Here is a 25,230-nt window from a genome sequence, read left to right as displayed (position 1 = left end):
ACGGGGACACGAGGCACCTCGCCATGGCGAGGTCGGGTGCAGACTTGAGGTTAACACTACCGGATCCAACAAACATTCCCCCTCTCGAAATCCGGCAACCGTGTGTCAGGGCGCAAGCGGCAGCACGCTCGCTCCCCGGGCGTCGAGCTCGAGCCGGTTCGCGGCCCAGCCCTCGCCTGCCAGATGAGCCACCTTGTCGGCGTTGTCGGCGTCGACGAGCGCCAGCACGGTGGGTCCCGCTCCGGAGATGACCGCCGGGACCCCGTCCGCCCGCAGCCGCTCCACCAGCGCGGCGCTCTCCGGCATGGCGGGGGCGCGGTACTCCTGGTGCAGCCGGTCCTCGGTGGCGGGCAGCAGCAGCTCGGGACGCCTGGTCAGGGCCTCGACGAGGAGCGCGGCACGGCCCGCGTTGGCGGCGGCGTCGACGTGCGGCACGGTGCGCGGCAGCAGTCCGCGCGCGGTCTCGGTCAGGACCGGCTTTCCGGGCACGAAAACCACCGGAACGATGGAATCGGCGGGCTCCATCCTGATCGCACGGGCGGCGCCGGCCTCCATCCAGGAGAGGGTGAAGCCGCCGAGCAGACAGGCCGCCACGTTGTCCGGGTGACCCTCGATCTCGGTGGCGAGCTCCAGCAGCGCCGCTTCGTCGAGCCTGGACTCGCCGCCTATGGTCACGGCGCGCGCGGCGACGATGCCGGCGCAGATGGCGGCCGAGGAGGAGCCCAGGCCGCGGCCGTGCGGGATGCGGTTGGCGCAGACGATCTCCAGCCCGCGCGGCTGCCCGCCCAGCAGGTCGAAGGCGGTGCGCAGGGAGCGTACGAGGAGGTGGTTCTCGTCGCGCGGCAGCGTCTCGCTGCCCTCACCCGCGATGTCGATGTGCAGCCCGGAGTCGGCCACCCGGACGACGACGTCGTCGTAGAGCCCCAGCGAGAGGCCGAAGGCGTCGAAGCCCGGGCCGAGGTTGGCGCTGGTGGCGGGGACGCGCACCCGGACGGCGGCGGCGCGGAAGGCGGGACCGGCCATCGCTCGTTGACTCTCCTTGAGCTGCGTGACTGTCGAAGTGATTCGATGCGTACGGAAGGGAACCCTCTGGCCGTACGGACGGCGCGGCGCCGTCCATATGCGCGGGCATATGCAGCGGGCGGGTTCGGTACAGCCTATCGAAGGAAGGTTCAGTGGCGACATAGGGCGCACAGGAGGCGCACGATGCGTGTCGCAAGCCCCCTGTGCACCCGCGTGCGGTTTGCGCCCGGACCCTGGTGTCAGGGCCTTTGCGCGAGGGCCCTGTGCGAGGGCCCTCGCGCGAAGACGCTTGTGCGGGGGCCCTTACGCGTAACGGAGGACGCTTATGCGAGGCCGAGGCGCTCGGCCGCCGTCACCGCGTCGACCGGGACGGTGACCGGCTGCGGCGCGCCGGCGACCGCCCAGTCGGGGTCCTTCAGGCCGTTGCCGGTGACGGTGCAGACGATCCGCTGGCCCGGGTCGACCTTGCCCTGCTCGGCGGCCTTCAGCAGACCGGCCACCGACGCGGCGGACGCCGGCTCCACGAAGACGCCCTCCTGTGCGGCCAACAGCCGGTAGGCCCGCAGGATCTCACGGTCCGTCACCTCGTCGATGAGGCCGCCGGACTCGTCCCGCGCCGCCAGTGCGTACTGCCAGGACGCCGGGTTGCCGATGCGGATGGCGGTGGCGATGGTCGACGGGTCCTTGACGACCTCGCCGCGCACGATGGGCGCGGAACCGGACGCCTGGTAGCCCCACATGCGGGGCGTCCTGGCGGCCACGCCGTCGGCGGCGTACTCCTTGTACCCCCTCCAGTACGCGGTGATGTTGCCCGCGTTGCCGACCGGCAGGACGTGGATGTCGGGGGCGTCGCCCAGCATGTCGACGATCTCGAAGGCGGCCGTCTTCTGGCCCTCGATACGCACCGGGTTGACGGAATTGACCAGCGCGACGGGGTAGTTGTCGCTCAGGGCGCGGGCCAGGGTGAGGCAGTCGTCGAAGTTGCCGTCGACCTGGAGGATCTTGGCGCCGTGCACCAGCGCCTGGCCCATCTTGCCGAGCGCGATCTTGCCCCGCGGCACCAGGACGGCCGAGACCATCTTCGCGCGCACGGCGTAGGCGGCGGCGCTCGCCGAGGTGTTGCCGGTGGAGGCGCAGATGACGGCCTTCGCGCCTTCCTCCTTGGCCTTGGAGATGGCCATCGTCATGCCGCGGTCCTTGAAGGACCCGGTGGGGTTGGCGCCCTCCACCTTGAGGTGGACCTCGCAGCCCGTGCGCTCGGAGAGCACCTGCGCGGGCACGAGGGGCGTACCGCCCTCACGGAGCGTCACGACCGGCGTGGTGTCGGACACCGGAAGCCGGTCCCGGTACTCCTCGATGATTCCGCGCCACTGGTGGGTCATTGCTGGTTACTCTCCTTCAACCCGCATGATGCTGGCGACACCCCGCACGGTGTCGAGCTTGCGCAGTGCCTCGACGGTACCGCTGAGGGCGGCGTCGGAGGCCCGGTGGGTGACGACGACGAGAGAGGCCTCGCCGTCGCTGTCTTGTCGCCCTTGCTGCCGAACCGTATCGATCGACACACCGTGCTCGGCGAACACGGTGGCCACTTGGGCGAGAACACCCGGTTTGTCGGCCACGTCGAGGCTGATGTGGTAGCGCGTGACCACCTCGCCCATGCCCGACACCGGCAGCGCGGCGTACGCCGACTCGCCGGGCCCGGTGGAGCCGCTGAGCCGGTTGCGGCACACGGCCACCAGGTCACCGAGGACGGCGGAGGCGGTCGGGGCGCCACCGGCGCCGGGGCCGTAGAACATCAACTGCCCGGAGGCGTCGGACTCGACGAAGACGGCGTTGTAGGCGCCGCGCACGGAGGCCAGCGGGTGGGTGAGCGGGATCATGGCCGGATGCACGCGCGCGGTGACCGACTGGCCGTCCCCGGCCCGCTCGCAGATGGCGAGCAGCTTGATGGTGCAGCCCATCTCCCTGGCCGAACGGAAGTCGGCGGAGGTGACCTCGGTCATGCCCTCGCGGTAGACGTCGTCGAGGCGCACCCGGGAGTGGAAGGCGATCCCGGCGAGGATCGCGGCCTTGGCGGCGGCGTCGTAGCCCTCCACGTCGGCGGTCGGGTCGGCCTCCGCGTACCCGAGGGCGGTGGCCTCGTCGAGGGCCTCCTGGTAGCCGGCGCCGGTGGAGTCCATCTTGTCGAGGATGAAGTTGGTCGTGCCGTTGACGATGCCGAGCACCCGGTTGACCTTGTCGCCGGCCAGGGACTCGCGCAGCGGGCGGATCAGCGGGATGGCGCCGGCCACGGCGGCCTCGTAGTACAGGTCCCGGCCGTGCTGCTCGGCGGCGGCGTGCAGCGCGGCCCCGTCCTGGGCCAGCAGCGCCTTGTTGGCGGAGACCACGGAGGCGCCGTGCTCGAAGGCGGTGGTGATCAGCGTGCGGGCTGGCTCGATCCCACCGATGACCTCGACGACGACGTCGAGGTCGCCGCGTTTGACCAGCGCGGTGGCGTCGGTGGTGACGAGCGAGGGGTCGATGCCCTCGCGGACCTTGCCGGGCCGGCGTACCGCGACACCGGCCAGCTCCACCGGGGCGCCGATGCGGGCGGCGAGGTCTTCGGCGTGCGTCGTCATGATGCGCGCCACCTCTGAGCCGACGACCCCACAGCCCAGCAGCGCCACCTTCAGCGGACGCGTACGCATCATCCGACCTCGTTTCCTCATACCGTCTACGGTTCGACCAGTCTCACTCACCGGACCGGATTTTCTGCCCTTGGTCCGGATTCTGAGACATCTATTTCATTTGTACGGGGGCGGAAGACGAAGATCTTCCCGGCCGTCCTCCGCCCCGGGCCTTTGTGTTCACCCGACGTCGAGACGCAGCAGATCCTCTTCCGTCTCGCGCCGCACGATCACCCGCGCCTCCCCGTCCTTCACGGCGACCACGGGCGGACGCAGCACATGGTTGTAGTTGCTGGCCATCGACCGGCAATACGCCCCCGTCGCCGGTACGGCGATCAGATCACCGGGCGCGATGTCGGCCGGCAGGAACGCGTCCCGGACCACGATGTCCCCGCTCTCGCAGTGCTTGCCGACGACACGCGCGAGCATCGGCTCGGCGTCGGAGGCGCGGGAGACGAGGGCGACGCTGTACTCGGCGTCGTACAGCGCGGTGCGGATGTTGTCCGACATCCCGCCGTCGACGGAGACGTACGTCCGCAGCCCGTCGAGGGGCTTGATGGTGCCGACCTCGTAGAGCGTGAAGGCGGTCGGCCCGACGATGGCGCGCCCGGGCTCGACGGAGATCCGCGGCGTGCGCAGCTTCGCGGCCTCGCACTCCCGCCCGACGATCTCCGTCAGCGCCTTGGCGATCTCGTGCGGCTCGCGCGGGTCGTCGTCGCTGGTGTACGCGATCCCGAGCCCGCCCCCGAGGTCGATCTCCGGCAGCTCGACGCCGTGCTCGTCGCGGATGTCCTTCAGCAGCCCGACCACCCGGTGCGCGGCGACCTCGAACCCGGACATGTCGAAGATCTGCGACCCGATGTGCGAGTGGATGCCGATCAGTTCCAGTCCGTCGAGCTGCAGCGCCCGCCGCACGGCCTCGGCCGCCTGCCCGCCGGCGAGCGGGATGCCGAACTTCTGGTCCTCGTGGGCGGTGGCGATGAACTCGTGCGTGTGCGCCTCGACGCCGACGGTGATCCGGATCTGCACGCGCTGCCGCTTGCCCAGCTCCCGCGCGATGTGCGCCACCCGCACGATCTCCTGGAAGGAGTCGAGCACGATCCGCCCCACGCCCGCCGCGACGGCCCGGGTGATCTCCGCCGTCGACTTGTTGTTCCCGTGGAAGGCGATCCGGTCGGCCGGCATCCCGGCGGACAGGGCAGTGGCCAGCTCCCCACCGGAGCAGACGTCGAGGTTCAGCCCCTCCTCGTGCAGCCAGCGCACCACGGCGCGCGAGAGGAACGCCTTACCGGCGTAGAACACGTCGGCGTCCTGCCCGAACGCGGTGCGCCAGGCACGGGCCCGGGCCCGGAAGTCGGCCTCGTCGAGCACGTAGGCGGGCGTGCCGAACTCCTCGGCGAGCGTCTTGACGTCGACCCCGCCGACGGTGACGACCCCCTGCGCGTCCCGGGCGACGGTCTGCGCCCACACCTTCGCGTCGAGGGTGTTGAGATCGGCGGGCGGCGCGGAGTAGTGCCCCTCGGGGAGGACGTCGGCGTGACGGGGCCCGGCGGGGTGTGCGGAACGGCTCATGTCTCTTCGTGGGCTTTCTCAGAGGTGTTCGGGTGCGTCGATGCCGAGCAGGGACAGGCCGCCGGCCAGCACCGTCCCGGCGGCTTCGGCGAGCGCGAGCCGGGCCCGGTGGGCGGCCGAGGGTTTCTCCTGCCCGCGCGGCAGCACGTCAGGCAGAAACACGAGCACGGCGTCGGCGACGGTGACCAGGTGCCGGGCGAGGCGATCGGGGGCACGGTGGGACGCGGCGGCCAGGAGGACGCGGGGATGGTCGGCGAGGGGGGCGGGGACTTCGACACCGGGGAGGGGGCCGGGCTGACTGCGGAAGCCGAGGTCGGCGGCGTTGCGGGTGAGGGCACGGGTGCGGGCGTGGGCGTACCGCACCCGAAAGAGGGGATTGCTCTCACGCTGGACGAGCAGATCGGCGCTGATCCGGGGCCGGTCGTGAGCGGCGGGATACAGCAACGCCCAGCGAGCGGCGTCGGCCCCGAGCGGGGCGGGATCCTCGGACGCCGGAACGGGCCGGATGTCGACAGGCTCACCGGCCCCGACCTCGACGACCTTCAGGCGCCCCCCCTGCGAACCGACGATCCGCCCGACCGCATCGGCGACGACGGCGGCCCGCACCTCACGAGGAATGCGCAGCTCGACGACGTCCCCGCCGAGGGCGTCGGAGTGCCCGTACCCCTCACCAAGCCGCAGAATCTCCTCGACGAGCCCCGCGGAGGCGCTCCGCCGCAGGCACAGATTGAGAAACCCGGGCCCGGTGACAACGACATCGGCGACACCGTCTGTGTCCGCGAGATAGGGCCGCAGGATCTCGGCGACCCGAAGTGGCGGCTGGCCGGCCGGGCGGGCGAGCTGCAGGGCGATGTTGGTGGCGTAGTCCCCCCGCCCACCAGGGCCGGGCGCCCCGACAACGGCACGTGCAGGCACGGCCACGCTCAGCTCCCCCGCGTCCACAGCGCGACGCACCGCGCACAGCACGGTACGGGAGAGGTCGCCGGGGGTCACGGGAACAGGGTAGGCGAGGAGGGGGGTGGGAGTGCGACCGGGAATCAAGGGGTCCGACATGTGGACACGCAGTGCTGAAGCCGCCCCTTCCAACTCCACCACCCCATGATCGACCGACCACCGGCTGACGGCTCGCCGCTCAGCAGTCAGCCGCCGGCACGCCCGGCGCGCTCAGCCTCACCAAGACCGAGCGCACGCCCCAGACCATCGTCGGAGTCACCGTCCCCCGCGGCTCCCCCCGCCCGCCGCCCCTTCTCGATCAACTCGACGACGACACGAACGAGTTCCACGGGGTCGAAGGGCTTGGCGAGGAAGGCGTCAATGCCGACGTCGAGCCCGCTCTCGATCTCGTACGAGGTACAGGCACTGACGATGGCGACGGGCAGATCACGGGTCCGCGGATCGGCACGCAGCTCGGCAGCGGTACGCAGACCGTCGAGCCGGGGCATGACCACGTCGAGGGTCACGACATCGGGCTGCACCTCATGGACGACTTCCAGACACTCGGCACCGTCGGCCGCGGTCACGACCTCGAGCCCTTCCAGCTCGAGGTTGACCCTGATCAGCTGCCGGATGACCTTGTTGTCGTCCACAACAAGCACCCGGCCCGAGGCGCCTGGCACAAATCGAGAGTAGGTCGGGACCGGCCACCGCGTCCGGGTTTTGCCCACTTCCACCCCGTGCGGGGGATGCGCGACCGCACGGGCGACGCGACGAAACCCGTTCATGAACACCCCACCGGAGCTGGTAGTGTTCTACCCGTCGCAGCGCACACCGCGCAGATGACACGCCCCCGTAGCTCAGGGGATAGAGCAACGGCCTCCGGAGCCGTGTGCGCAGGTTCGAATCCTGCCGGGGGCACCCAGCATGAGGTGCTCAAAGACCCCGTCACCAGCGGAAACGCTGAGGCCGGGGTCTTCGCGTATGTGCAGGCGTGTGCGGCCCGAAGCGGCCGTATGTCGTGCGCCGTGGACTATGCGTGGACTGGGGGACGGCAGGAATCCCCAGGTCAGACCCCAGAAAACGCGGAAGCCCCCGGGCAGCAGTCCAGGGGCCATGATGCCGCAGGCGTGTATCGGAGCGTCGGATCAGGTCTCGCCGTCCTCGCCGAGGAGTTCGGCGATCCGGCGGTTGGCGACGTCCTGGCGGCCGTCGAGGCACTTGGCGTACCGGCTCAGCAGTACTTCCACGCTGTTGCCTGCCCGCTCAGCGACCTCGGTCGGGTCCACGCCAGCATTGAGCCACGAGGAGAGGGCGGCGTGCCGCAGGTCGTAAGGCCGAGCAGCCAGCGGCGATGCCACCTGTTCCGGCGTAAGCGCCAGGTGCCGTGCCTCGTCCCAGACACGCCAGTAAGTGGTGGATGCGACGACTCCCCCACGCTCGTTGGAGAACAGTCGTCCGTCCTTGGCTGTGCCGAACTCCTCGATATGCGCGAGGAGCATGCTCACGAGGACCGGCGGAATCGGAACGATGCGGGTCTCGTTAGCGGGTCGATTCTTGAGACCTCGGTTGTCGTGAACCTCCCCGGTCCCGGTCCAGCGTTTCCCGACAGTCGGGCGGGTCTTCTCCAGGATCAGAGAGCCCCAGCCGGTGGCTGGCAACGTACAGTCCGCCCGGCGCAGGGCCACGGCTTCCGCCGGCCGCAGCCCACCGAAGTACATACAGGCGAAGAGGCGACCAGGCGACGGCCGCGAGCCCGGCGGTACCTGCCCACGTACGAGACAGCGGTGAGGAGGTCGCGAGCCTGGCGAGGGTTCACAACTACCCGGCGGTCCACCTCCCACAACGCGGCTACTGGTGCGAGTGCTGGACGGAAGACCTCACCGAGCAACGGCGGCCGGCACGCCTGGCATCGTTCGACGCCTACACAGCACCCCAGGCGGACCGGTGGGTTGCAGTCGCGCTCCGCACGATCTCACCGGCTCTGGACCCGGACGCATCCGACGAGACATGGGAATGGCTGTACGACGGCCGCATCAAGACCAGACGAGCCCTCTTGCGCTCCGAGCCCTGCACGGTGTCAGTCAGCCACAAGACCACCCGCATCACTTGGACGATCCGGCCCGTGATTTTCCTGCCGCTCGCACACCGTCAGAACATCCAACTTCCATCGTGCGCCAACGACTTCACGCCTCAGGTGCCGCAGGCATCCGTGTCGGATCCGACTGAGTAACAACCTGCTTCACGGGTTCAAGGCGGCTCGCTCCGCTCCCCGCGCGCGGCCCGGCCCCCGGCCGGGCCTGCGCTCCAGTCTCCGCCCCGCTCCAGCCCAGCCGACGCCCGTACCGCGCACTGAGCAATTAGCCGCTTGACGTGAGAGAAGGGGGTACGTCGTGGCTGGGGCGGTCGGTTCCACGGCTTTAGCCAGCCACTTTGGCGCGAGCCTCGAAGATCATGGCCCCAACGTCGTGCTTTACCAGGCAGGTCCACAGACTGCCCGACGCGCCGGAAGTTTACGGGGCCATGATCACTCGCGCCAAAGCGGCTCCAGCCCAAAGCCGTTCCGCCGACCTTGCACCGGAAGCACTAGCTTGAGGCAGCCTTCGCGCCGTTGAGTATGGAGTCGACAGGCCGGAAATCGTCATTCAAGGGGACCGTGGAAGGCGGGAGAGTCGTAATAAGAACTTCCTCTGCCGCCCCCCGACCTTGTCGCGCGGAGGCCGTATATCTCAGCGTAACCACCCGCTTGGCAATATTCCACCGCTTAACTCCGAGCAGTTCCCTTTCGGCGCGACCGGGGTCCATCCGGTTCGCGGCATAAAGCTCGGGATCTAGAAGAAGTTCCGGCTTGGCATCATAGGAAAGAATCCACCGAAACTGCATTCGGCGATTTAGGTACTCCGCCAGGCGGCAATGCAGGAGATTGTCATTCCACTGCAAATCTGCCACGGGGGCGTTCGGGTAACCCTGCGCTTCGAAAGACGTCTGATAGAGCTTCTGCGACTTCTCCAGATAAGGGGGATCGAGATAAGCCAGGACACGATCTGGAATTAGATCTGCATACCATTCTGGAACGTCAGCGAGGGTATCTTTCCAATCCTTGCACCACACGTCGACCAGACGGTTGGCGTCGTATAGTTGCCCCACATACCGGATGCGCTCCGCCAATGCTTCCACATTGTATCGGCAACCTATCGAATACTTCGACTCCTGCCGACGTCCGCCGATCGGTCCAGCACTTCCATGCAGGATGCCTGAAAATGTAGTCCGGTTCAAGAATAGGCACTTCATGGCCGTCTCAAAACGTGCCGTTGACTCCGACATTCCGGGAGACGGAATCCAAGATCGCCAAAAATCCCAACGACCTAGAGCTGTCACGCCACCCTTACTGACGTAACGAACGTGCTCCTCCGTCATTCTGTCTACGAGATTTTCTGTGTCGGAAGCAGCAACTTGCCAAAATGCCGCGACGAGTGGATCCGCATCAGCCAATAGAATGCGATTTACAATTCCTGCTCCAACGAGCCGTAGAGAGGTGGAGGCGCCACCGGCAAAAGGCTCGACAAGTAGATCTACATTTCTAGTCTGAGAGGACTTCTTCGCCGCCTCGATCAATTGGCTAATAAGGCTCGACAAGCCAGTCTTCGCACCTGGGTACCGAAGTGGAGTCTGATATCTACCCAAAGCGAGAGGATGCGTGATGCAGCCCACTTCTAGATCGGCCGATGACCGACCAGAGATGCTGCGCGGCGCGCTCGGAATCGCTGCAAGCCGTGCGTTATGCGACGGCAAGTCAGGCGCGCTGGGCCAGACTTCGGAAACACCTGAAGCTCTCACCGAGCTCATGCAGCCCCTCCCACTTCGTCGCTACGGGTTCGGTGTTGACGCGTTACCCAAGCCTAGCTTGTGCTCCGCAACTAGCCTCAACACGTCGGTACCGACACCGATGGGGAAAGCCGCCTTACCGTGCGCAACAGCAACTGGGATAATTCCATCCTGATACATGGATGACCCTGTCCGGTCAATGACGTCCAGGATGGCCGGCAAGGTCGGGTAGCCAGCAGGACCCGGCTGCCCTCCTCCAGCGTCATACGCAGCGCCTCGCTCAGGCATGACGGTTGGTACGACGATACGACCATCCTTGGCCCGATAGGCGAACTTCCGCCCCCAGTAAGTTTCTTTTCCGTAAGCAGCCGGATTATCCGTATTCGTTATAACTTTGACGACTTCTTGGTCGCAGACAAGCAAGTCGCCAGGTTGAAGTACGTCATGACGAGCGAGCTGACGAGCGTAGTCAACCATTGCCCCCGTCTTTTCTAGGCCACAGATGTACGGTCCGTGTCCAGGGGTGGTTGAGGCCATCGCCTGGAAGTACTCTTGAGCGCGGCCGCGGAGCTTAGCCGGCGGTCCGTACATAGCCAGAGGGCCATCCACGATAAACAGCGTGGAACAAAGCAGTTCATTTCGCGACTGCTGCCAAAGCAGGCTAGTCAGTCCGACAAGGACCAGTAGCTCCAGCACGGACATCAGTCGACCGAGAGCCGACTCGTTGGCGCCTTCCTCAGTAACTTCCTCATGAATGCGCAGGACGTCCGTTGGATACAGAGGTTCCTTACACAAAGGGCAGCTTCCACCACGGAAGGGAATTGCAATATCCTTGGCACTGCACTCGCTGGACGGACAGTTCACTGGTACTTCGACAGCTGGCTTCCCTGGCTCTCCATGAAGCAGGAAGAGGAGATCGAGGAGAGACTGATTGAGTCGATTAACCTCAACTTTCTTGCTTCTGAATATACGATCGAGGTTTTCCCTCCAAGACGTACTAATGCCAATTCCTGGTCGACTATAAGCACCAGCGACAGGCAGGTCTAGTGAGACCAGGGCGGTGTTCACTGCCTGCTCAATCGCAACGGGGTCGACGAAACGGGCCGCCTTCTGGAACTCCATGGCACCCAAGTCAACATAAGCCGCAGCCGCTTGAGCATACCCATACACGACGGACGGTAGCCCGTCGCGGACGCGTTCAGTTATCCGCGATCCATCGATAGCAATCGCCGATGTGAGCTGCGTTCCCGCGGAGGGTGACGGGAATTTCCCGGCACGCTGAATTTTTGGGGTAAGCCACTGAAGATCCCCTACTTCCTCGGCAGGAACGTAGAAGCTCGCCTTATCCGCCAGAGCACGCAACGCTGCAGTTGTGTGGCCCACCCGTGATGCCCGCTCCGGGGATCCATTCACAGTCTCGTATGGCATGGAGAACCTAGGCCTTCTAGTTCTTAGGCGCCAAGGGCGGGTCGCCCGCTGCCGCCCTAGCTTCATTCACCAGATTTGCGTCATACCTGTCAATCTGAACCGGAACAATATACGGAGAAGACAAGGTCTTCATGCGCACATATCCTCGATCCTCTGAGGAAAGGATTGCCGGAGCGAAGGCACCAAAATCATAGAACTTTGCCAGCTCCTGCAGTTCCTTGGTGTTATTCAGGTGCGCCACAACCCAGTTCGCAGTGTTAGCCTTAACCTGGTGCGCTACACCGGATACTTCCTGGGTTGCATAGGTCATTCCGATATTTAGCTTGGCTGCTTCCTTAGCAAGTTTCACCCATACATCGCCATCGTCCTTGTACTTATCTGACGAAAACAGGTTATGCGCTTCCTCGAGCATTACCTGAATTGAGGGTGGCACGGCTCCAGAAGTGAACACTGACGTCTGCTTTGCTAGGAGTCGACGCGTAATGTTCTCCGACAGCGTTTTAACGATGGGCGGAGCACCCACGTGGAGGTCAACGATAACAATCCTCCCCTGAGTCAACTCTGCGTAGATTTCCTCGGCGGGATCAGCTTGCGTTGCCTCGTTGTGGAATTCCTTCAAATCCAGCAGGTTTCGCCATCCCCGAACATTTCCGGACTGCCCGGTTTGCCCTGTGTAGATAGGCTCAGTAGAAGTCCAGCGGACATCGTCACAGAACTTCACGGCTTCAGCATCACCGGCAACTCGCAATTCGATGATTGCGTCCACCACGTCGCGAATATCGCTACCCTTTACCGCGAAGGTAGTCCTCCCTGCCGGAGTGAAGAGCTTCCTATTGCCATTCTTTTGCTCGACAGCGTCGCGCAGCGGTTCCTTCATCGCGACAAGCACCGAGAATGGGCGTGTGGTCCCAGCGTTGTACTTAGGGAGCGCAAAGCCGGCGCGAATGAGCGACGCGTACAGAATCAATCGTCCCCTCTGCGCGCGCGTCGTCTCACCGAAGTCCCCTTGGACATCCGTGAACCTGGTTACCGCAAAGTCATTGATATAGCCAGCCGACCCGTCGGACCGCAGTTTGTCGGCGATCAACCCCTGCACGGCCCCGACTTGGTCAGGATCGAAGAAGTTAATGCCAAGCGGTCGAACATGCGGCTGTTTACCATCGGCCCCGAACTTGAAGATGCGGACGTGTTTGTCGCCGATCGCCGCAATCTCCGTCCCATCCTGGGTGTTTGGATTCGCGTACTCGCCTTGAGGGTCGAAGATCAGTTGACCAATCGGTCCCTCACCATTGGCCCGCCGCCGCTCAGACACGACAAAAGTTCGAGCAATGATAATCTTCGCTGTGTTGGATTTACCCATACGGGTCATGCCGAGCAGGCCGGTTTTAGTGCCGATGAAGTCGTGAATATTGACCGTTACGGCCGAGTCGTCCTGCTTAGCTGCCTTAGCACGCCGACGCGTGGCCGAGTATCGCACAGCACCAATGCGTACACGTTCCACGTCTTTCTCGGAAGGCTTCAGGTATGAGGCAATTTCCGACAGCCCATCCCCGATTGGCTTTAGGACTCGGTAGGTCGACGTGGCGTAGAAATTATCAACATCCGCGCCAAAATCCAGGCGCTTACTACCATCGACATCTGTCTCATAGAACGTCCCCAAGATTCGACACCGGAGACCAGTGAATGAAACCCGATTCTTCGTGAAAGGGTCGAGGTTTACGTCCAAGACGACAGAGGGAGAGGCGTCGCCATTGCTCGACAGCGCAGCTCGCAGCGCTTCCTCTCGGACTGCATGCAGGTCTGACTCCATCGCAAGCGGAGCAGTTCCATCTACACGCAACAGCAGCACTTCGTCGTCATCATGGGAGTCCCCATCAATGTCGCGCGCCGTAGCCAGAAGGAATGTGTACTGCGGAATACCGCCAGCTTCGAATTTCCACTTGTCATGCGTGAGGACGATCGCCTCGGTGTAGTCAAGACGATGGATCGCTCCGATACGCATCGACCGGTCCTCTGCGAGGAGCGTCGACTCAAGAAGAGTGCCGGCCCCTACACCTGGAAACAGCGAAACGGACACTATTCCTCCCCCTGGGATGCATGTGCGAGTGACATGTTCTCACAGCGTGCACATGGCCTTAAGAGGATCAATAACTCGCACTACAACTGACTGAAAGTTGCCTATTGGCTGATTTCTAGTGTCATGCCCACTTCAGATCGCTTGCGACGCCAGCCGGCCGCTGAGCGGATAAGGGTGTGCGGTGCTCAAGCAGGCGGTGGACTATCCGTGGACTCGCCGAGGCTTGGAGGCCCCGCTCTGACCCCTGACCTGCTGCGTTGTGCTGGCACCAAGCGGCCTCCGGAGCCGTGTGCGCAGGGTTCGAATCCTGTCGGGGCACCCTGCATGAGGTGCCCAAAGACCCGTCGCAAGCGGAAGCGCTGAGGCCGGCGTCTTCGCGTTTGTGCAGGCGTCTGCGGTCCGGAGTGGCCGGGAAGGCCGACGTGGCAACAGACGGGGCAGCCGGACCCCGGCGGCCAGCCGGGGTTGGGCGAGCCCGGTGATGGATACGAGCCGCCGCGGCAGCATGGGCACGTCGGTGCTCTGGGCGCCGTCGTAGGTGTGGAACTCGTCGAGGGCAACGTATGCGTGTGCGGAGTCGTGTCACAGCCGATGGTCATCGGGTCGCTGGAGGAGCAGGTCCAGCATCTTTTAGTGGTGATCAGGATGTGCCGGAGCGGCGGGCGCTCTGCTCGGTCCGCGGTGCGATCCGTATTCTGGCGTCCGCCCGCCCGGCTCATGACCACCCGTTACGTACGGAGGCAGCTCCCGTTGAACACGGACCTCAGTTTGGTCACCGGCGTTCGGCAGACGTTGGCTGTCGTGCTGCCGGTGCGGTTCGCCGCGGTCGTCGGCTGGCGGACTGGGCCCATACCCTTCGAGCTCGGCAGCCGTCGGGCCGATGCCGTCACCCGGCAGACGTATTTCACTCCGGCTGCCGCGCGTGCCCTCTATGGCACGGCTGAAAGGCCCTGCCGCTGGCACCGGTTCATGGATGTGCGGCACGAGGCCCTGCATCTGAGGGGGGTCGAGTTACTGCGTACCGCCACCGCCCGTCATCCGGATCATGGGCTGGCGGTGTTGCACTTCGACGTCGAGGGGCCTGCCCTCCTGGAGACGTTGCGGGCCATCGGTCATCGCAGCCCTGCCGCCTCCGATCCGCTCGACGGTCCACTCTCGCCTTGGGTGCTGCTGGCCGGGATCGCCGAGCCTCGCGGTGCTGCTGCCCCGTTCGCGATCGCCCGCCCGTATACGGTCGCGTTCCTCACGCCTGGCGTACAGCACACCCCGGCGCTGCGGCAGGACGGCCGGCTTCCGGAGAGCGCCGATCGCTGGCTCTGGTACCTCGCCTCGCGGTCCACGGAGGCCGATGTGCCCACCCCGCTGGAGCACTGGCCCGAACGGTCGCAACAAGCGGTGCGCATATCCGCCGACTGGAGCGCTCTGGTGCTGCGCCACGGCGCGGCCTTCCTCGGACACCGCGCCGACTCGGGCGACGGGGACTTCTACGGCTTCGCGGAGTTGCACGGCCGCACTGTCTACCTCGACGCCCTGCTGCTCGGCAGCGTCCAGCGCGATCACATCGACGAGCTGACCGACGGTCTCTCCGGTGTCTTCGACGGCCCGAAGCTCGCCCGCCGGGTGTCCGCTCTCGAACGGCACATCGCCACGTTCCGCAGCACCTACTGGCGCCAGCATCTCACCGCCCACGGGCCGGCCAACGAACTGCTGCTGAGTTTCCAGAGCCAGTACCGCCTCGCGGAGCGCTTCGAGGAGATCCTCGCCGAAGCGGCGGACTACGCACGGTTGGTACAGACCCAGGAGAGTCAGCAGATCGCGGGCGCGCTCGGGGTCCTGACCATTCTCGGCCTGCCTGTCGGTACGGCCCTGAGCATCCTCCAGGTACTCGGCACCGGGGGAGCCGTCGCCGTCGTCGTGGCGCTGGTCGCCGCGCTGGCCGCCACGGCACTGGTCCTCACCACACGCTACGGCCGCCTCGTGCTGTCCTCACTGCGCGGGACGGGGCCCGGCGACAGTCGATGACACCGGTCCCCGCTCCCCCGCGGGACGGGTACGACGGCCGGATACTGCCTGGGCCCGCCTTTGATCATGCGCTAGCTTGCTCTCCGCGGACCTGGGCGAAGAGGATGCGGATCACGGGGTGACGGTCAACGAGGGGGAGCCGCTCCGGCTGTACAGAAAGGCGCTGAGGTACGCGGAATCGGACCCCGAGGTCTTCCTCGGCACAGCGAGGAGAGCAGCGGAGTCGATCCTGTTGGACATCGCCGTGCGGGAGGCGGTCGGCTCCAGGCCGACACTCGAGTCCCTGCTGACCGTGCTCACCGCGAAGAACCTGGTGCCGCCCAGGGTCGTGCTCGCCGTGCGGACCATCCAGAACTACGGCAACTACGGCAGTCACGCCCAGGACGGATCGGTGGAGGAGATCTCCGCCGAGGACGTCAGGCCGTGCCTCAACGCCTTGACCCAGTTGGCCGTCTGGTACGGGCAGACGAGCAGATCGCTCGCCGAGGAGGCCGTGCGGCACGAACTCTCCGACCACCGGCGCAGTACGGGCACGACCCGGCTCGCGGACTCCACGCTGATCGTGGTGAAGGCCGTCCTGCTGGGCTGCGGCCTGGAGAAGGCGCTGGCACGGCGGAACCACCGTGTGGTGCCGTTGCAGCTCCCCTGGTCCGACAATCTCGTGCGGGACGTGTCGGCCCGGCTCCTCGACGCCGCGGTCTACAACGAGCAGCGCACACTTCGCCTGCTGGAGACGGACGAGGCGGTCCGGGACCAGGTGGTGACCGTCGGGCGGGTCGGCTACTCGATGGGGGGCCGCAATTTCTACCTGCTCGCCGCCCGCGGTGGCCGGTGGGGCGGTGTGACGGCTCAGGAGTTCCTCGCGGATCCGGCCGGTGCGCAGATCGCGGTACCCAAGCACAGCGACATGTTCGACAACCTGCTCTCGGCGCTGTCGACCGACGAGGCGGGCCTCGCGGACATGGGGATCAGTGTTCTCGACGTACCGCACCATCTGGGGCTGGAGTTGTTCCATCTGAACCCGGACGTGCTGGCGGTGGGCGGCCAGAACCTGCGCATGCACGCCCGGGACGACGATGCCTACTTCGAACTCCTCAACTCCGACATGCTGCCGGCGCCGACCCAGGCGCGGCTGCGTTCAGCCGCCGCCAACCTGCTCATCGCGAACCGGGCCTGGCTGGAGGAGCTGGATCTGCGTCCCGGGGAGCTGCACCGGGAGCTGATGCGGTCGTTCCACGAGTGCGGGTCCGACGACGAGATGTTCGAGCGTCTGGTCCGCGACCTGGTGACCCATGCCGCGTTCCCGCCGGAGACGCTGCCTGACAGCCGTGAACGGCTGGTGCGGCACGTGCTGTTCGAGAGCTACCGCTGGGGCCGGCCGTGAGCGCACCGAAGCGCGTGCTGGTCGTGGGCGGTGTGAACTTCGACGTCATCGCCCGGGCCGACCGGCTTCCCTCGGAGCACGAGAAGCTGCGGGGCAGGGAATGCTCCGTGCTGCCGGGCGGCGCCGCGTCGAACACCGCCGTGGGGCTGGTGCGGCAGGGCTGCGCCGTCCGGCTGGTATCCGCGGTGGGCGACGACACGGCGGGCGCTATGTGCCTGGAGGTGCTGGACGCGAGCGGTGTCGACACCTCACTGGTTCAGGTGCAGGCCGGGGCTCGTACGAGCATGGCCGTCGTGCTGTCGTCGGGTGCCGGAAAGCGGATGCTGACTTTCGCGGGAGCGGACCGCGGTCTGGCGTTCGACGCCGTCACGGAGGAGGACGTGCGCACGGCGGATCACGTCCATGTCATCGGGGATCCCACTCCCCCGCTCGGACGCGTCGTCGCACTCGCGCACCTGGCCGGGCGAAGCGTCTCCATCGAGTGGAACGGCAGGGACATGGGCTCGCTCGCGCACGGAGCGTCGCTCAACTTCATGAACGCCGATGAGGCCGCGCGCCTGCCGCAGTCCTACCAGGCGTCCGACGTCATCGGGACAGCGCGGCGCACGGCGGAGCTGGTGTCCGGTGATGTGATAGTGACGCTGGGCGCCGAGGGCGCCGTGTGGGCCACTGCCGACGGTCAACTGTTTCGTGAGCCCGCCGTGCCGGTGGAACCATTGGACAGGACGGGCGGCGGCGACGCGTTCGACGCGGGCGTCATCGCCGGCTGGCTCAACGGCGAGGCGCCGACGGCCTCCATGCGGCGAGGCCTCGACGCGGCACGGCATGTGATCACGAGAATTGGAGCTCACCCGTGACGAGATGGCTCGGTGTTGCACTGCTTCCGCGAGCGGACCATCTGCGGGCCGCCGTCCGGCTCCAGAGAGACGTCGGCGGTGAGGTGCGTCTGCAGCCTCCGCTGCATCCGGACGGCAATCTGCCTCATGTGACGTTGTTTCAGGGTCCGTTCGGAGACTCCCTCGTTCCGGCAGAGGCGCTGGAGCTGATCGGCTCGGCGGCGGTCGAGAGTGGTCTGCACGGCGAAGTGTCCCTGTCCACCACGGGTGTGGTCTACCAGCCCACCGGCTGGCTGTTCCTGGCCCTGGAGCGTCCGCCGCTGCTCGAAGCGCTACAGGAGGCCGCACTTGCCGCGCTGGACCGGCATCTCGACCGGGCGGCCTTCGACGGCGGCAAGGACGTCTCCCGGTTCACCGAAGACGAGCGGGCCAGCTACGAGCGTTACGGCTATCGGTACACCGGCAAGGCTTACGCACCGCACGTGACGCTGGGCCGCGCCGAGGAGGAGACCGCCCTGGAGCTGGTCCGCACCGCACGGGACCGGGTCAGCCTCCCCAAGGAGTGGGTGTTCGACCGGCTCAGCTTCTACGTCATGGGTGAGCACGGCGCCCACGCGGAGACCCTGCTGGAGCGACCGTTGGGCCGGAGGTGACGGACCGTCGGCAGCTGCTGACGGTTGCCGAGGCGGCCGTGGACGAGGCGGTCGCTTGGCTGGCGACGGCCGGTGAGGGATGGTCGACCGCGCGGTTCAAGGCCTCTGGTGAGGAGGTCACCGCTGCCGACATCGAGGTGGAGTCCCGGGTGACGCGGGTGTTGACCGCCCGGACACCGGGCGTCCCGGTCGTCGGGGAGGAGTCGTCGACGGCCGGGGCCCCGCTGCCCGCACGCTGCTGGGTGCTCGACCCGATCGACGGGACGATGAACTTCGCCCGGGGCGCGCCGATGTATGCGGTGTCGCTGGCGTATGTGCGGAACGGTAACCCGCTGGTGGGTGTCGTGGAGGCGCCTTCCCTCGGCCGGCGCTGGACGACGCCGGGCCGCCGCCCGGAGAACGCTCGTCCGCCGGCCGAGGACGTGGGCCGCGCGGTCGTCGGTGTCTCCGGCACCGGGGCAGGCACCGGCACCAGCAGCGGCTCGGGGCGCGGCAGCGCGCGACGTGTCCTCGACCGCGTCCAGGACGAGGCCTACCGGGTCCGGATGCAGGGCTCGATGGCGCTGGACCTGGTGGGCGTGGCAGAGGGCTGGTTGGACGCCTGTGTGTGCATCGCGCCCAAGCCGTGGGACGTCGCGGCCGGGGTGGCGTTGTGCCGCGAGCGGGGGCGGGCGGTTCTCGGCGCCGACGGCACGGCGTTCTCCTTCGACTCGCCGGTACTGGTGGCGGGCACGCCCCAGGTAGCCCTGCGGCTCGCCGAGCTGTGGGAAGACAGCTGAGCCGGCGGGTGAGGCGGACGTCGCGCGAGGTGGAGCCGAACCGCTGCGTGAACACACGTACGGTAACGGTTGCTTGACGGGCCGCCCGGCTGACCCGTGACGCCGTTCGCCCAGGAAGAGGGCGCCTCGGGTCGTTCACCAACGCCGATCTACGTACGTTGAGTCAGCGTACGCACACTCTGAGTGGACGGTACTCATCACGCGGAGCGACGATGGAGCCGAGTCAGAAGCAGTACGGCGAGGCTGGTGCGCGGGAGGTGGCCGACGGTGGCCTACGGCAACACGGACGACGGCGTTGCGGAAACGACTACACGGGGAGCGGGAGTCTGCACCGAGCCGAGCACGTCGGACAGTCTGCGCACCTTCGGCGCGTTCCTCCATGCCTTACGGGAGCATGCGGGCCTGAGCCGCGAGGAGTTCGCGGACCTGGTCGGCTTCTCCAAGCACACGGTCGCCTCGATCGAGCAGGGCCGGCGGATGCCGGACCGCGACTTCGTGGAGCGCGCGGAGAAGGCTCTCGGCAACACGGGGGCGTTGCGGAGGGCCGCGCCGCACCTGTCGCGGCAGGCGGGGCTGGCGAGTTGGTTCCGGCAGTGGGCACGCTTGGAGACGCAAGCGGTGACCTTGTGGACCTACGAGTGCCGGGTGATTCCCGGGCTGCTCCAGACGGAACGGTATGCGCGGGCGGTGACAGAGAGCGTGCCGCCCGTGAAGGACGAGGAGCGGGTGGCAGAGCAGGTTGCCGCCCGGCTGGAGCGCCAGCACCTGTTCGAGCGCAGGCCGCCGATCGCGTTCAGCTTCATCATCGAGCAGGCACTTGTCGAGCGCGGTACGGGCGGCCCTGACGTGATGCGGGAGTTGCTCGACCATCTGCTGGAGCGGTCGGTGCAGTTCAACGTCGAGTTGCAGATCATGCCGCGATATCAGCCGGACCATGCTGGGTTCGACGGTCCGTTGAGACTCCTCGAAGCGCAGGACAACAGGTGGTTCGGCTACGCGGAGGGCCAGCGTGGGGGCATGCTGGTCTCGGACCCGAAGGAGGTCAGCATCATGCTCCAGCGGTATGCGAGACTGCGTTCACAGGCTCTCAACTCCGAGGATTCCAGGGGCCTGCTGAAGCGACTTCGAGGAGCGCTATGAGCAGCATCGACGAACGGGCTTGGTTCAAGAGCAGCTACAGCGGTTCCGACGGTGACGACTGCGTCGAGGTGGCGAAGGGCAGCCGGGCCGTCCACGTCCGGGACTCCAAGGATCAGCGGAGCCCCGAGCTGGCACTCTCCCCCACCGCGTGGAGCGACTTCGTCACCTACGCCGCTCAGGGCTGACCCGCAGGCGAACAGCAGCGCCCCGCACTGGACCCTTCCGGCGCGGGGCGTTGTCACTCTCCGGGATGGCGGCATCCACTTGTCCTGTGCAGGGGAAGGGATCAGCTTCGTTGGAAGAACTCGATCTCTGCCAGGGCCAGGTGACGGCCGGAGGTCAGGCCCACGGGTGAGCGCAGGGTCAGGCGTACCGTCTTCACGTCGCTGATGCCGGTGGGGATGGTCTGCGGGCCGGGTTTGTCGCTGAGGGTGAGTTGCTTGTGCTGCTTCTTGCCGTCCTGCGTCGTCACCTCCAAGTCCATCTGGAGTGCGCGTGCCTCCCGGGTGTACCTCTCCGGTTCCGCGGACGGGCCGTTGGTGATGATCAGGTCCACCAGACGGAACGGCTTGCGGAAGGTGTACGTCACGGAGGCGCCCGGCGCGGGTGCGCCCCAGTAGCTGTTGCTCAGCCCGTCCGTGGTGTTCTTCGCCGGGTGCCGGGGGGACTCGGCGCTCGCCTTGATGTCCACCGGGGTGATGGGCTGGGCCTTGCCCAGTTTGTCTCGGGTGTCCTGGAACAGCGCGCGTCCGGCGGGGAGCAGCAGGAGACCGCCGGCGCACAGCGCCAGGACCACGGCCGTGATCACCAGGAATCGCACAGCCCGGCCCGAACTCGCCCTTGCCCTGCGGCGGAACGGCCACATGGTCCGCCACCAGGGCAGCGGTACGGGCTGCGCGGCGGGTGCGAGTGGGGCTGCGCAACGCCGACAGAAGCGGCGGTCCGGTGGGTTGGGTGTACCGCAGGAGGGGCAGGGCACGCCTGCCACCTCGTCGGGCACTTCCACGGGGCGTACGACGGGGCGGGGAGCCACCGGCTTCGCGGGGCGCACGGCCTGGATGGGATCGACGGGCTGGATGGGTTCAACGGGGCGGATGGACGCGGGAGTCGGCGGCTCGGGGGTGGGGGCGGCATCGGCGGTGCGGGGGGCATCGGGGGTGTGGGAGGGCCTGTCGTCAGCGGCAGGCGGGCGGGGGGCGGGGCTCGTTGTTGCGTTCTGGGCGGAGGCGGGCACGGAGTTCCCGGTACCGCTGTCACTGTCCCCGGGGCGTGGGTCCGCGGCAGGTTCCGGGGGCGTCCTCTGCGCCTCGCCGCGGTCGCGGTTCGTCAGTCGCGCACGCAGGGGCGGGCCGTGGCCGGGCGCGGAGGACGCCGGCTCCGAAGCCGAAGGCCGGGACGGCTCCGGGGGTGTGGTCGGTGTCGGGGGCTCCGGCGACGTTTCCGGAGACGCCGGGTCCGGCGCTGACGTGCTCGGAGGGGGCGTGCTGGTCGACCAGCCCAGGTAGGTGCCGCAGTTGCCGCAGAAGTCGTCTGTGGGGGCGTTGGACGCACCGCACGCGGGGCAGGCGCGCATGGCGTCACCTTCCTTCGTCGGTGGGCTCGTCGGTGGGTGGGCCGGGGAGGATCTCCAGGCGGCAGGTGGTGTGGATCGGGCGCATGGTGTTGACGACCTCGCGGATGCGGGCCGGGTTTGGGGGCGCCTCGTCGGACGGCCATACGCGGACCAGGACCTCGGTGGGGGGCTCCGGGGGGAGGTCGGTGCCGGGGGTGTTGGACCATACGGCGGTGCCGTCGTCAGTGACTTCGGCGTGGACGCCGAGGGTGAGTCGGAGGGCTTCGGTCAGGCCGCGTCTGGTGCCGCGCCAGCGGTGGAGTTCCACGGCGCGGAGCACTGCCTCGCGGCGGCGTTGCAGCGGCCAGCGGGGGTCGTGCGCCGCGCCGACCCAGGAGGCGAGCCAGGCGAGGAAGTCGGGTGGGGTCACCCGGGGATCGAGGTAGGCGGGCAGGTTGTCGAGGGTGGCGAAGACCGGGGCGAGGACGGTGTCGAGGCCGGCGGTGAAGCGTTGCGCGAAGTCGTCGTCGGCGTAGAGGGCGGGGAGTTGCTCACCGATCGGGTACCGGCTCGGCAGGCCGGGGATCGCGGCGCGGCTCATCCGCGTGCCTCCGGCTCCAGGGCCGTGACGACCACCTGGTGCTGGTGCGAGAAGACCAGCGCGCCGGGCGCCACGTCGATGCGGTCCGTCGGTGCGCCGCGGCGCCCGGTGATCGGGTCGGCGGGGAAGAGCTTGATCTCCTCGACGAGTGTGTTGCCGGTGGCGCGTTGGAGGACGCCGAAGACGTCGCCGTACTGGACCGGTCGTCCGAACGGCCAGCCGGTGCCGTCGGGGCCGCCGACCAGCGGGTTGAGGTGGCGGAACAGCGCGGCGAGTGCCGCGTCGCGGACGCGGTCGGTGTCGGCCGGGGCCGCCGCGAGCCTGGCGACCACGGTGACCCCCTGGTAGACCGGCGGTTCGACGACGAGGCGGGTGCCGATCAGGCGTCGTTCGTCGAGGCTCTTGGCGATCGCCCGGAGTACCTGGTCGGAGGGGATGAGCTGCTCGAAGCGGAGGCGGTCGTCGCCCTCGTCGGCGACCGCGTCCGGCACCACCAGGACCCGCACCGCGCCCGGACCGTCGGCGGCGGGCAGGCAGCGGACCCGGCGTACCGAGGGGGCGGCCTGGCGGCTGATGATCTCGTAGTCCTCGGCGGTGACCGCGCGTTCCTGTATGCGCAGGGCGTCCGGCGCGCGCAGCTTGGCGTTGGAGACGGTCTCGCCGGCGACGCCGCCGCGGGCCGCCTCCCGGTTGACGACCCGCGCCACGTACGGGACGGAGCTGCGCAGTACGGAGATCGCGCCGCGGGCGACGTTGCCGGCGGGGCCGCCGCCGGTGCGGTAGCGGGCCACCCGTATCCGGGCGCCCTTGGGCGGTACGGCGCCGCACTGGCGCAGGGTGCCGTCCGGTTCGCGCAGCGCGGGCGGGAAGGTGAACTCGCCGGTGGTGGCGTTGACTTGGACGTGGCGGTCGGCGGGGCCGGAGCGGCCGAAGTGGTCCACGACGTGCCAGCGCTGCCAGCCCTCGGGGGAGGACACCTCCAGCACCGGGGGTTCGCCGTCGAGGAGGACGGGCGGGCGGCCGAGCCGGAACGTCTGGCCCGGGACCCCCTCGGAGGTGCCGAGCGGGACGTCGGTCTCGGTCTCGGCGTGTTCGACGGACATGGTGCCGCCCACGGTGAACACCGACGCCTCGCGCACCGTCGGGGACTCCGAGTAGAACGGCTGGCCCGGCTCCGCCTCGGTGACCCGGCAGCGCAGCCAGCCGGCCCGGGTCCCGCCGATCACCGACGCCGTGTGCCCGGGCGGTACGTACACGACGACCTCGCCGGGCCGGTTCAGGCCGCCGGTGGTGTCCTCGCCGGTCTCGCACGGCTGCCAGCCGCCGCCGTCCCACGCCTCCCACACCAGCGGGGGCTGGCGGGGGTCCACGCCGATGCCTTCGACGCGGCTGTCCAGGCGCACCGCGACGACGCAGCGCGGCACCGCGGCCGGGAGGCCGAACAGCAGAGCGTCGCCGGGCTGGGGGGCCGCCTGGAAGACGGGGATGTGACGGCCCTCGGCCAGCTCGCCGGTCCGGTCGGTCTGGTCGCCGGTGCGGGGTGCGGTCACCAGGCGGGTCAACTCGGATGGGATGATGCGGAGTTCGTCGGTGGTCGTGAACACCACGGCCTCGTCGCTCTCGCCGCCCGCCGTGGTCACCTCGGTGCCCGCGGGAAGCGTCACCGTGTCGGGCTGCGGCGCCGACAGCCAGAAGTCGACCTCGGCCACCGCCGCGGCCGGCGGGAACAGGCGGATGCCGAGCAGGTCGAGGAACGCGGTGTAGTTCTTGTCCGGGACCCGGTTCAGCCGGTACAGCAGCTGGTCCACGAGGTAGGCGAACGTCTCGATGAGGGTGACGCCGGGGTCGGAGACGTTGTGGTCGGTCCATTCCGGGGCGCGCTGCTGCACGTACCGCTTCGCCTCGTCGACGAGTTGCTGGAACCGCCGGTCGTCCAGGTTGGGGGAGGGCAGGGTCATCAGCCGGCGCCCCGTTCCTCGGCCCCCTCCTCGGAGGGGATCGTGTAGAAGGGGAAGACCAGGTTGCGCCGGTCGTTGGTGGATCGCAGGGTGTAGTGCACGTCGATGTAGAGGGTGCCGTCCTCGACGGCGTCGTAGGCGACCACCACGTCGTCCACGGCAATGCGCGGCTCCCAGCGCTCCAGGGCCTCGCGCACCTGTTGCGCGATGCGTCCGGCGGTGGCGCCGTCGCCGGGCGCGAAGACGTAGTCGTGGATGCCGCAGCCGAACTCGGGGCGCATGGGGCGCTCGCCGGGCGCGGTGCCCAGGACCAGGCGGATCGCCTCCTCGATCTCCCTCTCCCGCTCGACCATGCCGATCCCGCCGGTCGGCCCGACCCGCATCGGGAAACCCCAGCCGCGGCCGATGAACCGCTCGCTCATCACACGCCCCCGATCAGCACGGTCGGGTCGCCGCCGGAGATCATCGCGCCGCACGTGGTCTTGTCACGCATCCGGGCGGCCGGGAGTCCGCCGATGAGGACCTGGCCCGTGGCGAGGGCGGCCGGGTCGGGCATGATCACGTTGCCCGGTCCGAGGGCCAGGTGCGGTGGCAGCGCGCAGGTGTGCAGGCTGCCCACGACGGCGGCGGGACGGCCGCCGATGAGCACGCTCGCGACCGCCGCGGCCGCGCCGGGCGGCGGCGTGGCGATCACGCCGCCGTGGTTGGTGGGGTCACCGGAACGGGCTGCGGCCGGCATGCGGTGCTCCTTTCGTCCTTCGTCGGTTACGGATTCGGGCCG

22 protein-coding genes, 2 tRNA genes and 2 pseudogenes are annotated in these 25,230 nt (G+C 67.8%); 10 read left to right on the top strand and 16 right to left on the bottom strand.

Annotation, left to right across the window (positions count from 1 at the left end; all coding sequences use genetic code 11):
- Window positions 1-105 precede the first annotated feature (105 nt).
- The 6 genes from thrB to VKA29_RS15660 form a co-directional block, all read right to left on the bottom strand.
- Window positions 106-1,023 carry a homoserine kinase gene (thrB, locus tag VKA29_RS15685; RefSeq protein WP_324786192.1) on the bottom strand — a complete coding sequence of 306 codons (918 nt, stop codon included), beginning with the start codon at window positions 1,021-1,023 and terminating at the stop codon, window positions 106-108.
- Window positions 1,024-1,346: 323 nt separating this feature from the next.
- Entirely contained in the window at window positions 1,347-2,405 is a 1,059-nt protein-coding gene (gene thrC / locus VKA29_RS15680; protein ID WP_324786191.1) for a threonine synthase, read from the bottom strand.
- 6 nt (window positions 2,406-2,411) lie between these two features.
- A complete protein-coding gene (locus VKA29_RS15675) occupies window positions 2,412-3,710 on the bottom strand; it encodes a homoserine dehydrogenase (protein ID WP_324786277.1) in 1,299 nt (432 codons plus the stop codon).
- Window positions 3,711-3,869: 159 nt separating this feature from the next.
- Window positions 3,870-5,261 (bottom strand): diaminopimelate decarboxylase, encoded by a 1,392-nt coding sequence (lysA, locus tag VKA29_RS15670; protein ID WP_324786190.1) that lies wholly within the window; start codon window positions 5,259-5,261, stop codon window positions 3,870-3,872.
- A gap of 18 nt (window positions 5,262-5,279) precedes the next feature.
- On the bottom strand, window positions 5,280-6,254 hold the full coding sequence (nrtL, locus tag VKA29_RS15665) for an ArgS-related anticodon-binding protein NrtL (RefSeq protein ID WP_324786189.1): 975 nt from the start codon (window positions 6,252-6,254) through the stop codon (window positions 5,280-5,282).
- A 146-nt stretch (window positions 6,255-6,400) separates the two neighbouring features.
- The gene (locus VKA29_RS15660; RefSeq protein ID WP_324786188.1) at window positions 6,401-6,982 is read right to left on the bottom strand and encodes a response regulator; all 582 of its coding nucleotides are present in this window, start codon (window positions 6,980-6,982) and stop codon (window positions 6,401-6,403) included.
- A 61-nt stretch (window positions 6,983-7,043) separates the two neighbouring features.
- On the opposite strand from VKA29_RS15660, the gene VKA29_RS15655 reads away from it, so the two are divergent.
- Window positions 7,044-7,115: transfer RNA gene (locus tag VKA29_RS15655), tRNA-Arg, on the top strand.
- 227 nt (window positions 7,116-7,342) lie between these two features.
- Here VKA29_RS15655 and VKA29_RS15650 read toward each other — a convergent pair.
- Window positions 7,343-8,034: pseudogene (locus VKA29_RS15650) on the bottom strand (tyrosine-type recombinase/integrase); the annotation flags it as partial.
- Between VKA29_RS15650 and VKA29_RS15645 the strand changes: the two are divergent.
- Complete coding sequence (locus tag VKA29_RS15645) at window positions 7,999-8,427, top strand: hypothetical protein (protein ID WP_324786276.1); 429 nt, start codon at window positions 7,999-8,001, stop codon at window positions 8,425-8,427. The pseudogene VKA29_RS15650 and the gene VKA29_RS15645 overlap by 36 nt on opposite strands.
- A gap of 353 nt (window positions 8,428-8,780) precedes the next feature.
- On the opposite strand, the gene VKA29_RS15640 is transcribed toward VKA29_RS15645, so the two are convergent.
- Genes VKA29_RS15640 through VKA29_RS15630 form a run of 3 tightly spaced genes read right to left on the bottom strand, consistent with a single transcriptional unit; the run spans window position 8,781 to window position 13,524 of the window.
- On the bottom strand, window positions 8,781-10,040 hold the full coding sequence (locus VKA29_RS15640) for a DNA adenine methylase (RefSeq protein WP_324786187.1): 1,260 nt from the start codon (window positions 10,038-10,040) through the stop codon (window positions 8,781-8,783).
- Window positions 10,041-10,061: 21 nt separating this feature from the next.
- Window positions 10,062-11,447 carry a hypothetical protein gene (locus tag VKA29_RS15635; RefSeq protein ID WP_324786186.1) on the bottom strand — a complete coding sequence of 462 codons (1,386 nt, stop codon included), beginning with the start codon at window positions 11,445-11,447 and terminating at the stop codon, window positions 10,062-10,064.
- A gap of 16 nt (window positions 11,448-11,463) precedes the next feature.
- A complete protein-coding gene (locus tag VKA29_RS15630) occupies window positions 11,464-13,524 on the bottom strand; it encodes a helicase HerA domain-containing protein (RefSeq protein ID WP_324786185.1) in 2,061 nt (686 codons plus the stop codon).
- 253 nt (window positions 13,525-13,777) lie between these two features.
- Here VKA29_RS15630 and VKA29_RS15625 point away from each other — a divergent pair.
- From VKA29_RS15625 to VKA29_RS15590, 8 genes are all read left to right on the top strand, one after another.
- Window positions 13,778-13,843: transfer RNA gene (locus tag VKA29_RS15625), tRNA-Ser, on the top strand.
- 431 nt (window positions 13,844-14,274) lie between these two features.
- Window positions 14,275-15,546, top strand: a complete 1,272-nt coding sequence (locus VKA29_RS15620; RefSeq protein WP_324786184.1) for a hypothetical protein — start codon at window positions 14,275-14,277, stop codon at window positions 15,544-15,546.
- Between the two features lie 118 nt (window positions 15,547-15,664).
- On the top strand, window positions 15,665-16,930 hold the full coding sequence (locus VKA29_RS15615) for a DUF4145 domain-containing protein (protein WP_324786183.1): 1,266 nt from the start codon (window positions 15,665-15,667) through the stop codon (window positions 16,928-16,930).
- A complete protein-coding gene (locus VKA29_RS15610; RefSeq protein WP_324786181.1) occupies window positions 16,927-17,787 on the top strand; it encodes a carbohydrate kinase family protein in 861 nt (286 codons plus the stop codon). Before VKA29_RS15615 ends, VKA29_RS15610 begins: the two co-directional genes overlap by 4 nt.
- Window positions 17,784-18,419 carry a 2'-5' RNA ligase family protein gene (locus VKA29_RS15605; RefSeq protein WP_324786180.1) on the top strand — a complete coding sequence of 212 codons (636 nt, stop codon included), beginning with the start codon at window positions 17,784-17,786 and terminating at the stop codon, window positions 18,417-18,419. Before VKA29_RS15610 ends, VKA29_RS15605 begins: the two co-directional genes overlap by 4 nt.
- Window positions 18,416-19,198, top strand: a complete 783-nt coding sequence (locus VKA29_RS15600; RefSeq protein WP_324786179.1) for an inositol monophosphatase — start codon at window positions 18,416-18,418, stop codon at window positions 19,196-19,198. The genes VKA29_RS15605 and VKA29_RS15600 overlap by 4 nt, the downstream gene beginning before the upstream one ends.
- Before the next feature lie 267 nt (window positions 19,199-19,465).
- On the top strand, window positions 19,466-20,338 hold the full coding sequence (locus VKA29_RS15595; protein WP_324786178.1) for a helix-turn-helix transcriptional regulator: 873 nt from the start codon (window positions 19,466-19,468) through the stop codon (window positions 20,336-20,338).
- On the top strand, window positions 20,335-20,523 hold the full coding sequence (locus VKA29_RS15590) for a DUF397 domain-containing protein (RefSeq protein ID WP_324786176.1): 189 nt from the start codon (window positions 20,335-20,337) through the stop codon (window positions 20,521-20,523). The genes VKA29_RS15595 and VKA29_RS15590 overlap by 4 nt, the downstream gene beginning before the upstream one ends.
- 101 nt (window positions 20,524-20,624) lie before the next feature.
- Here the strand turns inward: VKA29_RS15590 and VKA29_RS15585 are convergent, their stop codons facing one another.
- From VKA29_RS15585 to VKA29_RS15560, 6 genes and pseudogenes are all read right to left on the bottom strand, one after another.
- A complete protein-coding gene (locus VKA29_RS15585) occupies window positions 20,625-21,158 on the bottom strand; it encodes an NADase-type glycan-binding domain-containing protein (RefSeq protein ID WP_324786283.1) in 534 nt (177 codons plus the stop codon).
- 93 nt (window positions 21,159-21,251) lie between these two features.
- Window positions 21,252-21,911: pseudogene (locus tag VKA29_RS15580) on the bottom strand (zinc ribbon domain-containing protein); the annotation flags it as partial.
- Between the two features lie 4 nt (window positions 21,912-21,915).
- Complete coding sequence (locus VKA29_RS15575) at window positions 21,916-22,491, bottom strand: phage tail protein (RefSeq protein ID WP_324786175.1); 576 nt, start codon at window positions 22,489-22,491, stop codon at window positions 21,916-21,918.
- Window positions 22,488-24,449, bottom strand: a complete 1,962-nt coding sequence (locus VKA29_RS15570) for a putative baseplate assembly protein (protein ID WP_324786174.1) — start codon at window positions 24,447-24,449, stop codon at window positions 22,488-22,490. The genes VKA29_RS15575 and VKA29_RS15570 overlap by 4 nt, the downstream gene beginning before the upstream one ends.
- Window positions 24,449-24,871, bottom strand: coding sequence for a GPW/gp25 family protein (locus tag VKA29_RS15565; protein ID WP_324786173.1), 423 nt, complete (start codon window positions 24,869-24,871; stop codon window positions 24,449-24,451). Before VKA29_RS15565 ends, VKA29_RS15570 begins: the two co-directional genes overlap by 1 nt.
- Window positions 24,871-25,188 carry a PAAR domain-containing protein gene (locus VKA29_RS15560; protein ID WP_324786172.1) on the bottom strand — a complete coding sequence of 106 codons (318 nt, stop codon included), beginning with the start codon at window positions 25,186-25,188 and terminating at the stop codon, window positions 24,871-24,873. The genes VKA29_RS15565 and VKA29_RS15560 overlap by 1 nt, the downstream gene beginning before the upstream one ends.
- Between the last annotated feature and the right edge of the window lie 42 nt (window positions 25,189-25,230).

The sequence above is a fragment of the Streptomyces sp. H51 genome (genome assembly GCF_035656535.1).
Classification (GTDB): domain Bacteria; phylum Actinomycetota; class Actinomycetes; order Streptomycetales; family Streptomycetaceae; genus Streptomyces.
This window is presented reverse-complemented; position numbering and strand designations above follow the sequence as displayed.

Excerpts from the sequence above, each read along its gene's own strand:
- thrB (WP_324786192.1), bottom strand. The coding sequence starts at position 1,023 with ATGGCCGGTCCCGCCTTCCGCGCCGCCGCCGTCCGGGTGCGCGTCCCC.
- thrC (WP_324786191.1), bottom strand. The coding sequence starts at position 2,405 with ATGACCCACCAGTGGCGCGGAATCATCGAGGAGTACCGGGACCGGCTT.
- VKA29_RS15675 (WP_324786277.1), bottom strand. The coding sequence starts at position 3,710 with ATGCGTACGCGTCCGCTGAAGGTGGCGCTGCTGGGCTGTGGGGTCGTC.
- lysA (WP_324786190.1), bottom strand. The coding sequence starts at position 5,261 with ATGAGCCGTTCCGCACACCCCGCCGGGCCCCGTCACGCCGACGTCCTC.
- VKA29_RS15660 (WP_324786188.1), bottom strand. The coding sequence starts at position 6,982 with ATGAACGGGTTTCGTCGCGTCGCCCGTGCGGTCGCGCATCCCCCGCAC.
- VKA29_RS15640 (WP_324786187.1), bottom strand. The coding sequence starts at position 10,040 with ATGAGCTCGGTGAGAGCTTCAGGTGTTTCCGAAGTCTGGCCCAGCGCG.
- VKA29_RS15635 (WP_324786186.1), bottom strand. The coding sequence starts at position 11,447 with ATGCCATACGAGACTGTGAATGGATCCCCGGAGCGGGCATCACGGGTG.
- VKA29_RS15590 (WP_324786176.1), top strand. The coding sequence starts at position 20,335 with ATGAGCAGCATCGACGAACGGGCTTGGTTCAAGAGCAGCTACAGCGGT.
- VKA29_RS15575 (WP_324786175.1), bottom strand. The coding sequence starts at position 22,491 with ATGAGCCGCGCCGCGATCCCCGGCCTGCCGAGCCGGTACCCGATCGGT.
- VKA29_RS15570 (WP_324786174.1), bottom strand. The coding sequence starts at position 24,449 with ATGACCCTGCCCTCCCCCAACCTGGACGACCGGCGGTTCCAGCAACTC.
- VKA29_RS15565 (WP_324786173.1), bottom strand. The coding sequence starts at position 24,871 with ATGAGCGAGCGGTTCATCGGCCGCGGCTGGGGTTTCCCGATGCGGGTC.
- VKA29_RS15560 (WP_324786172.1), bottom strand. The coding sequence starts at position 25,188 with ATGCCGGCCGCAGCCCGTTCCGGTGACCCCACCAACCACGGCGGCGTG.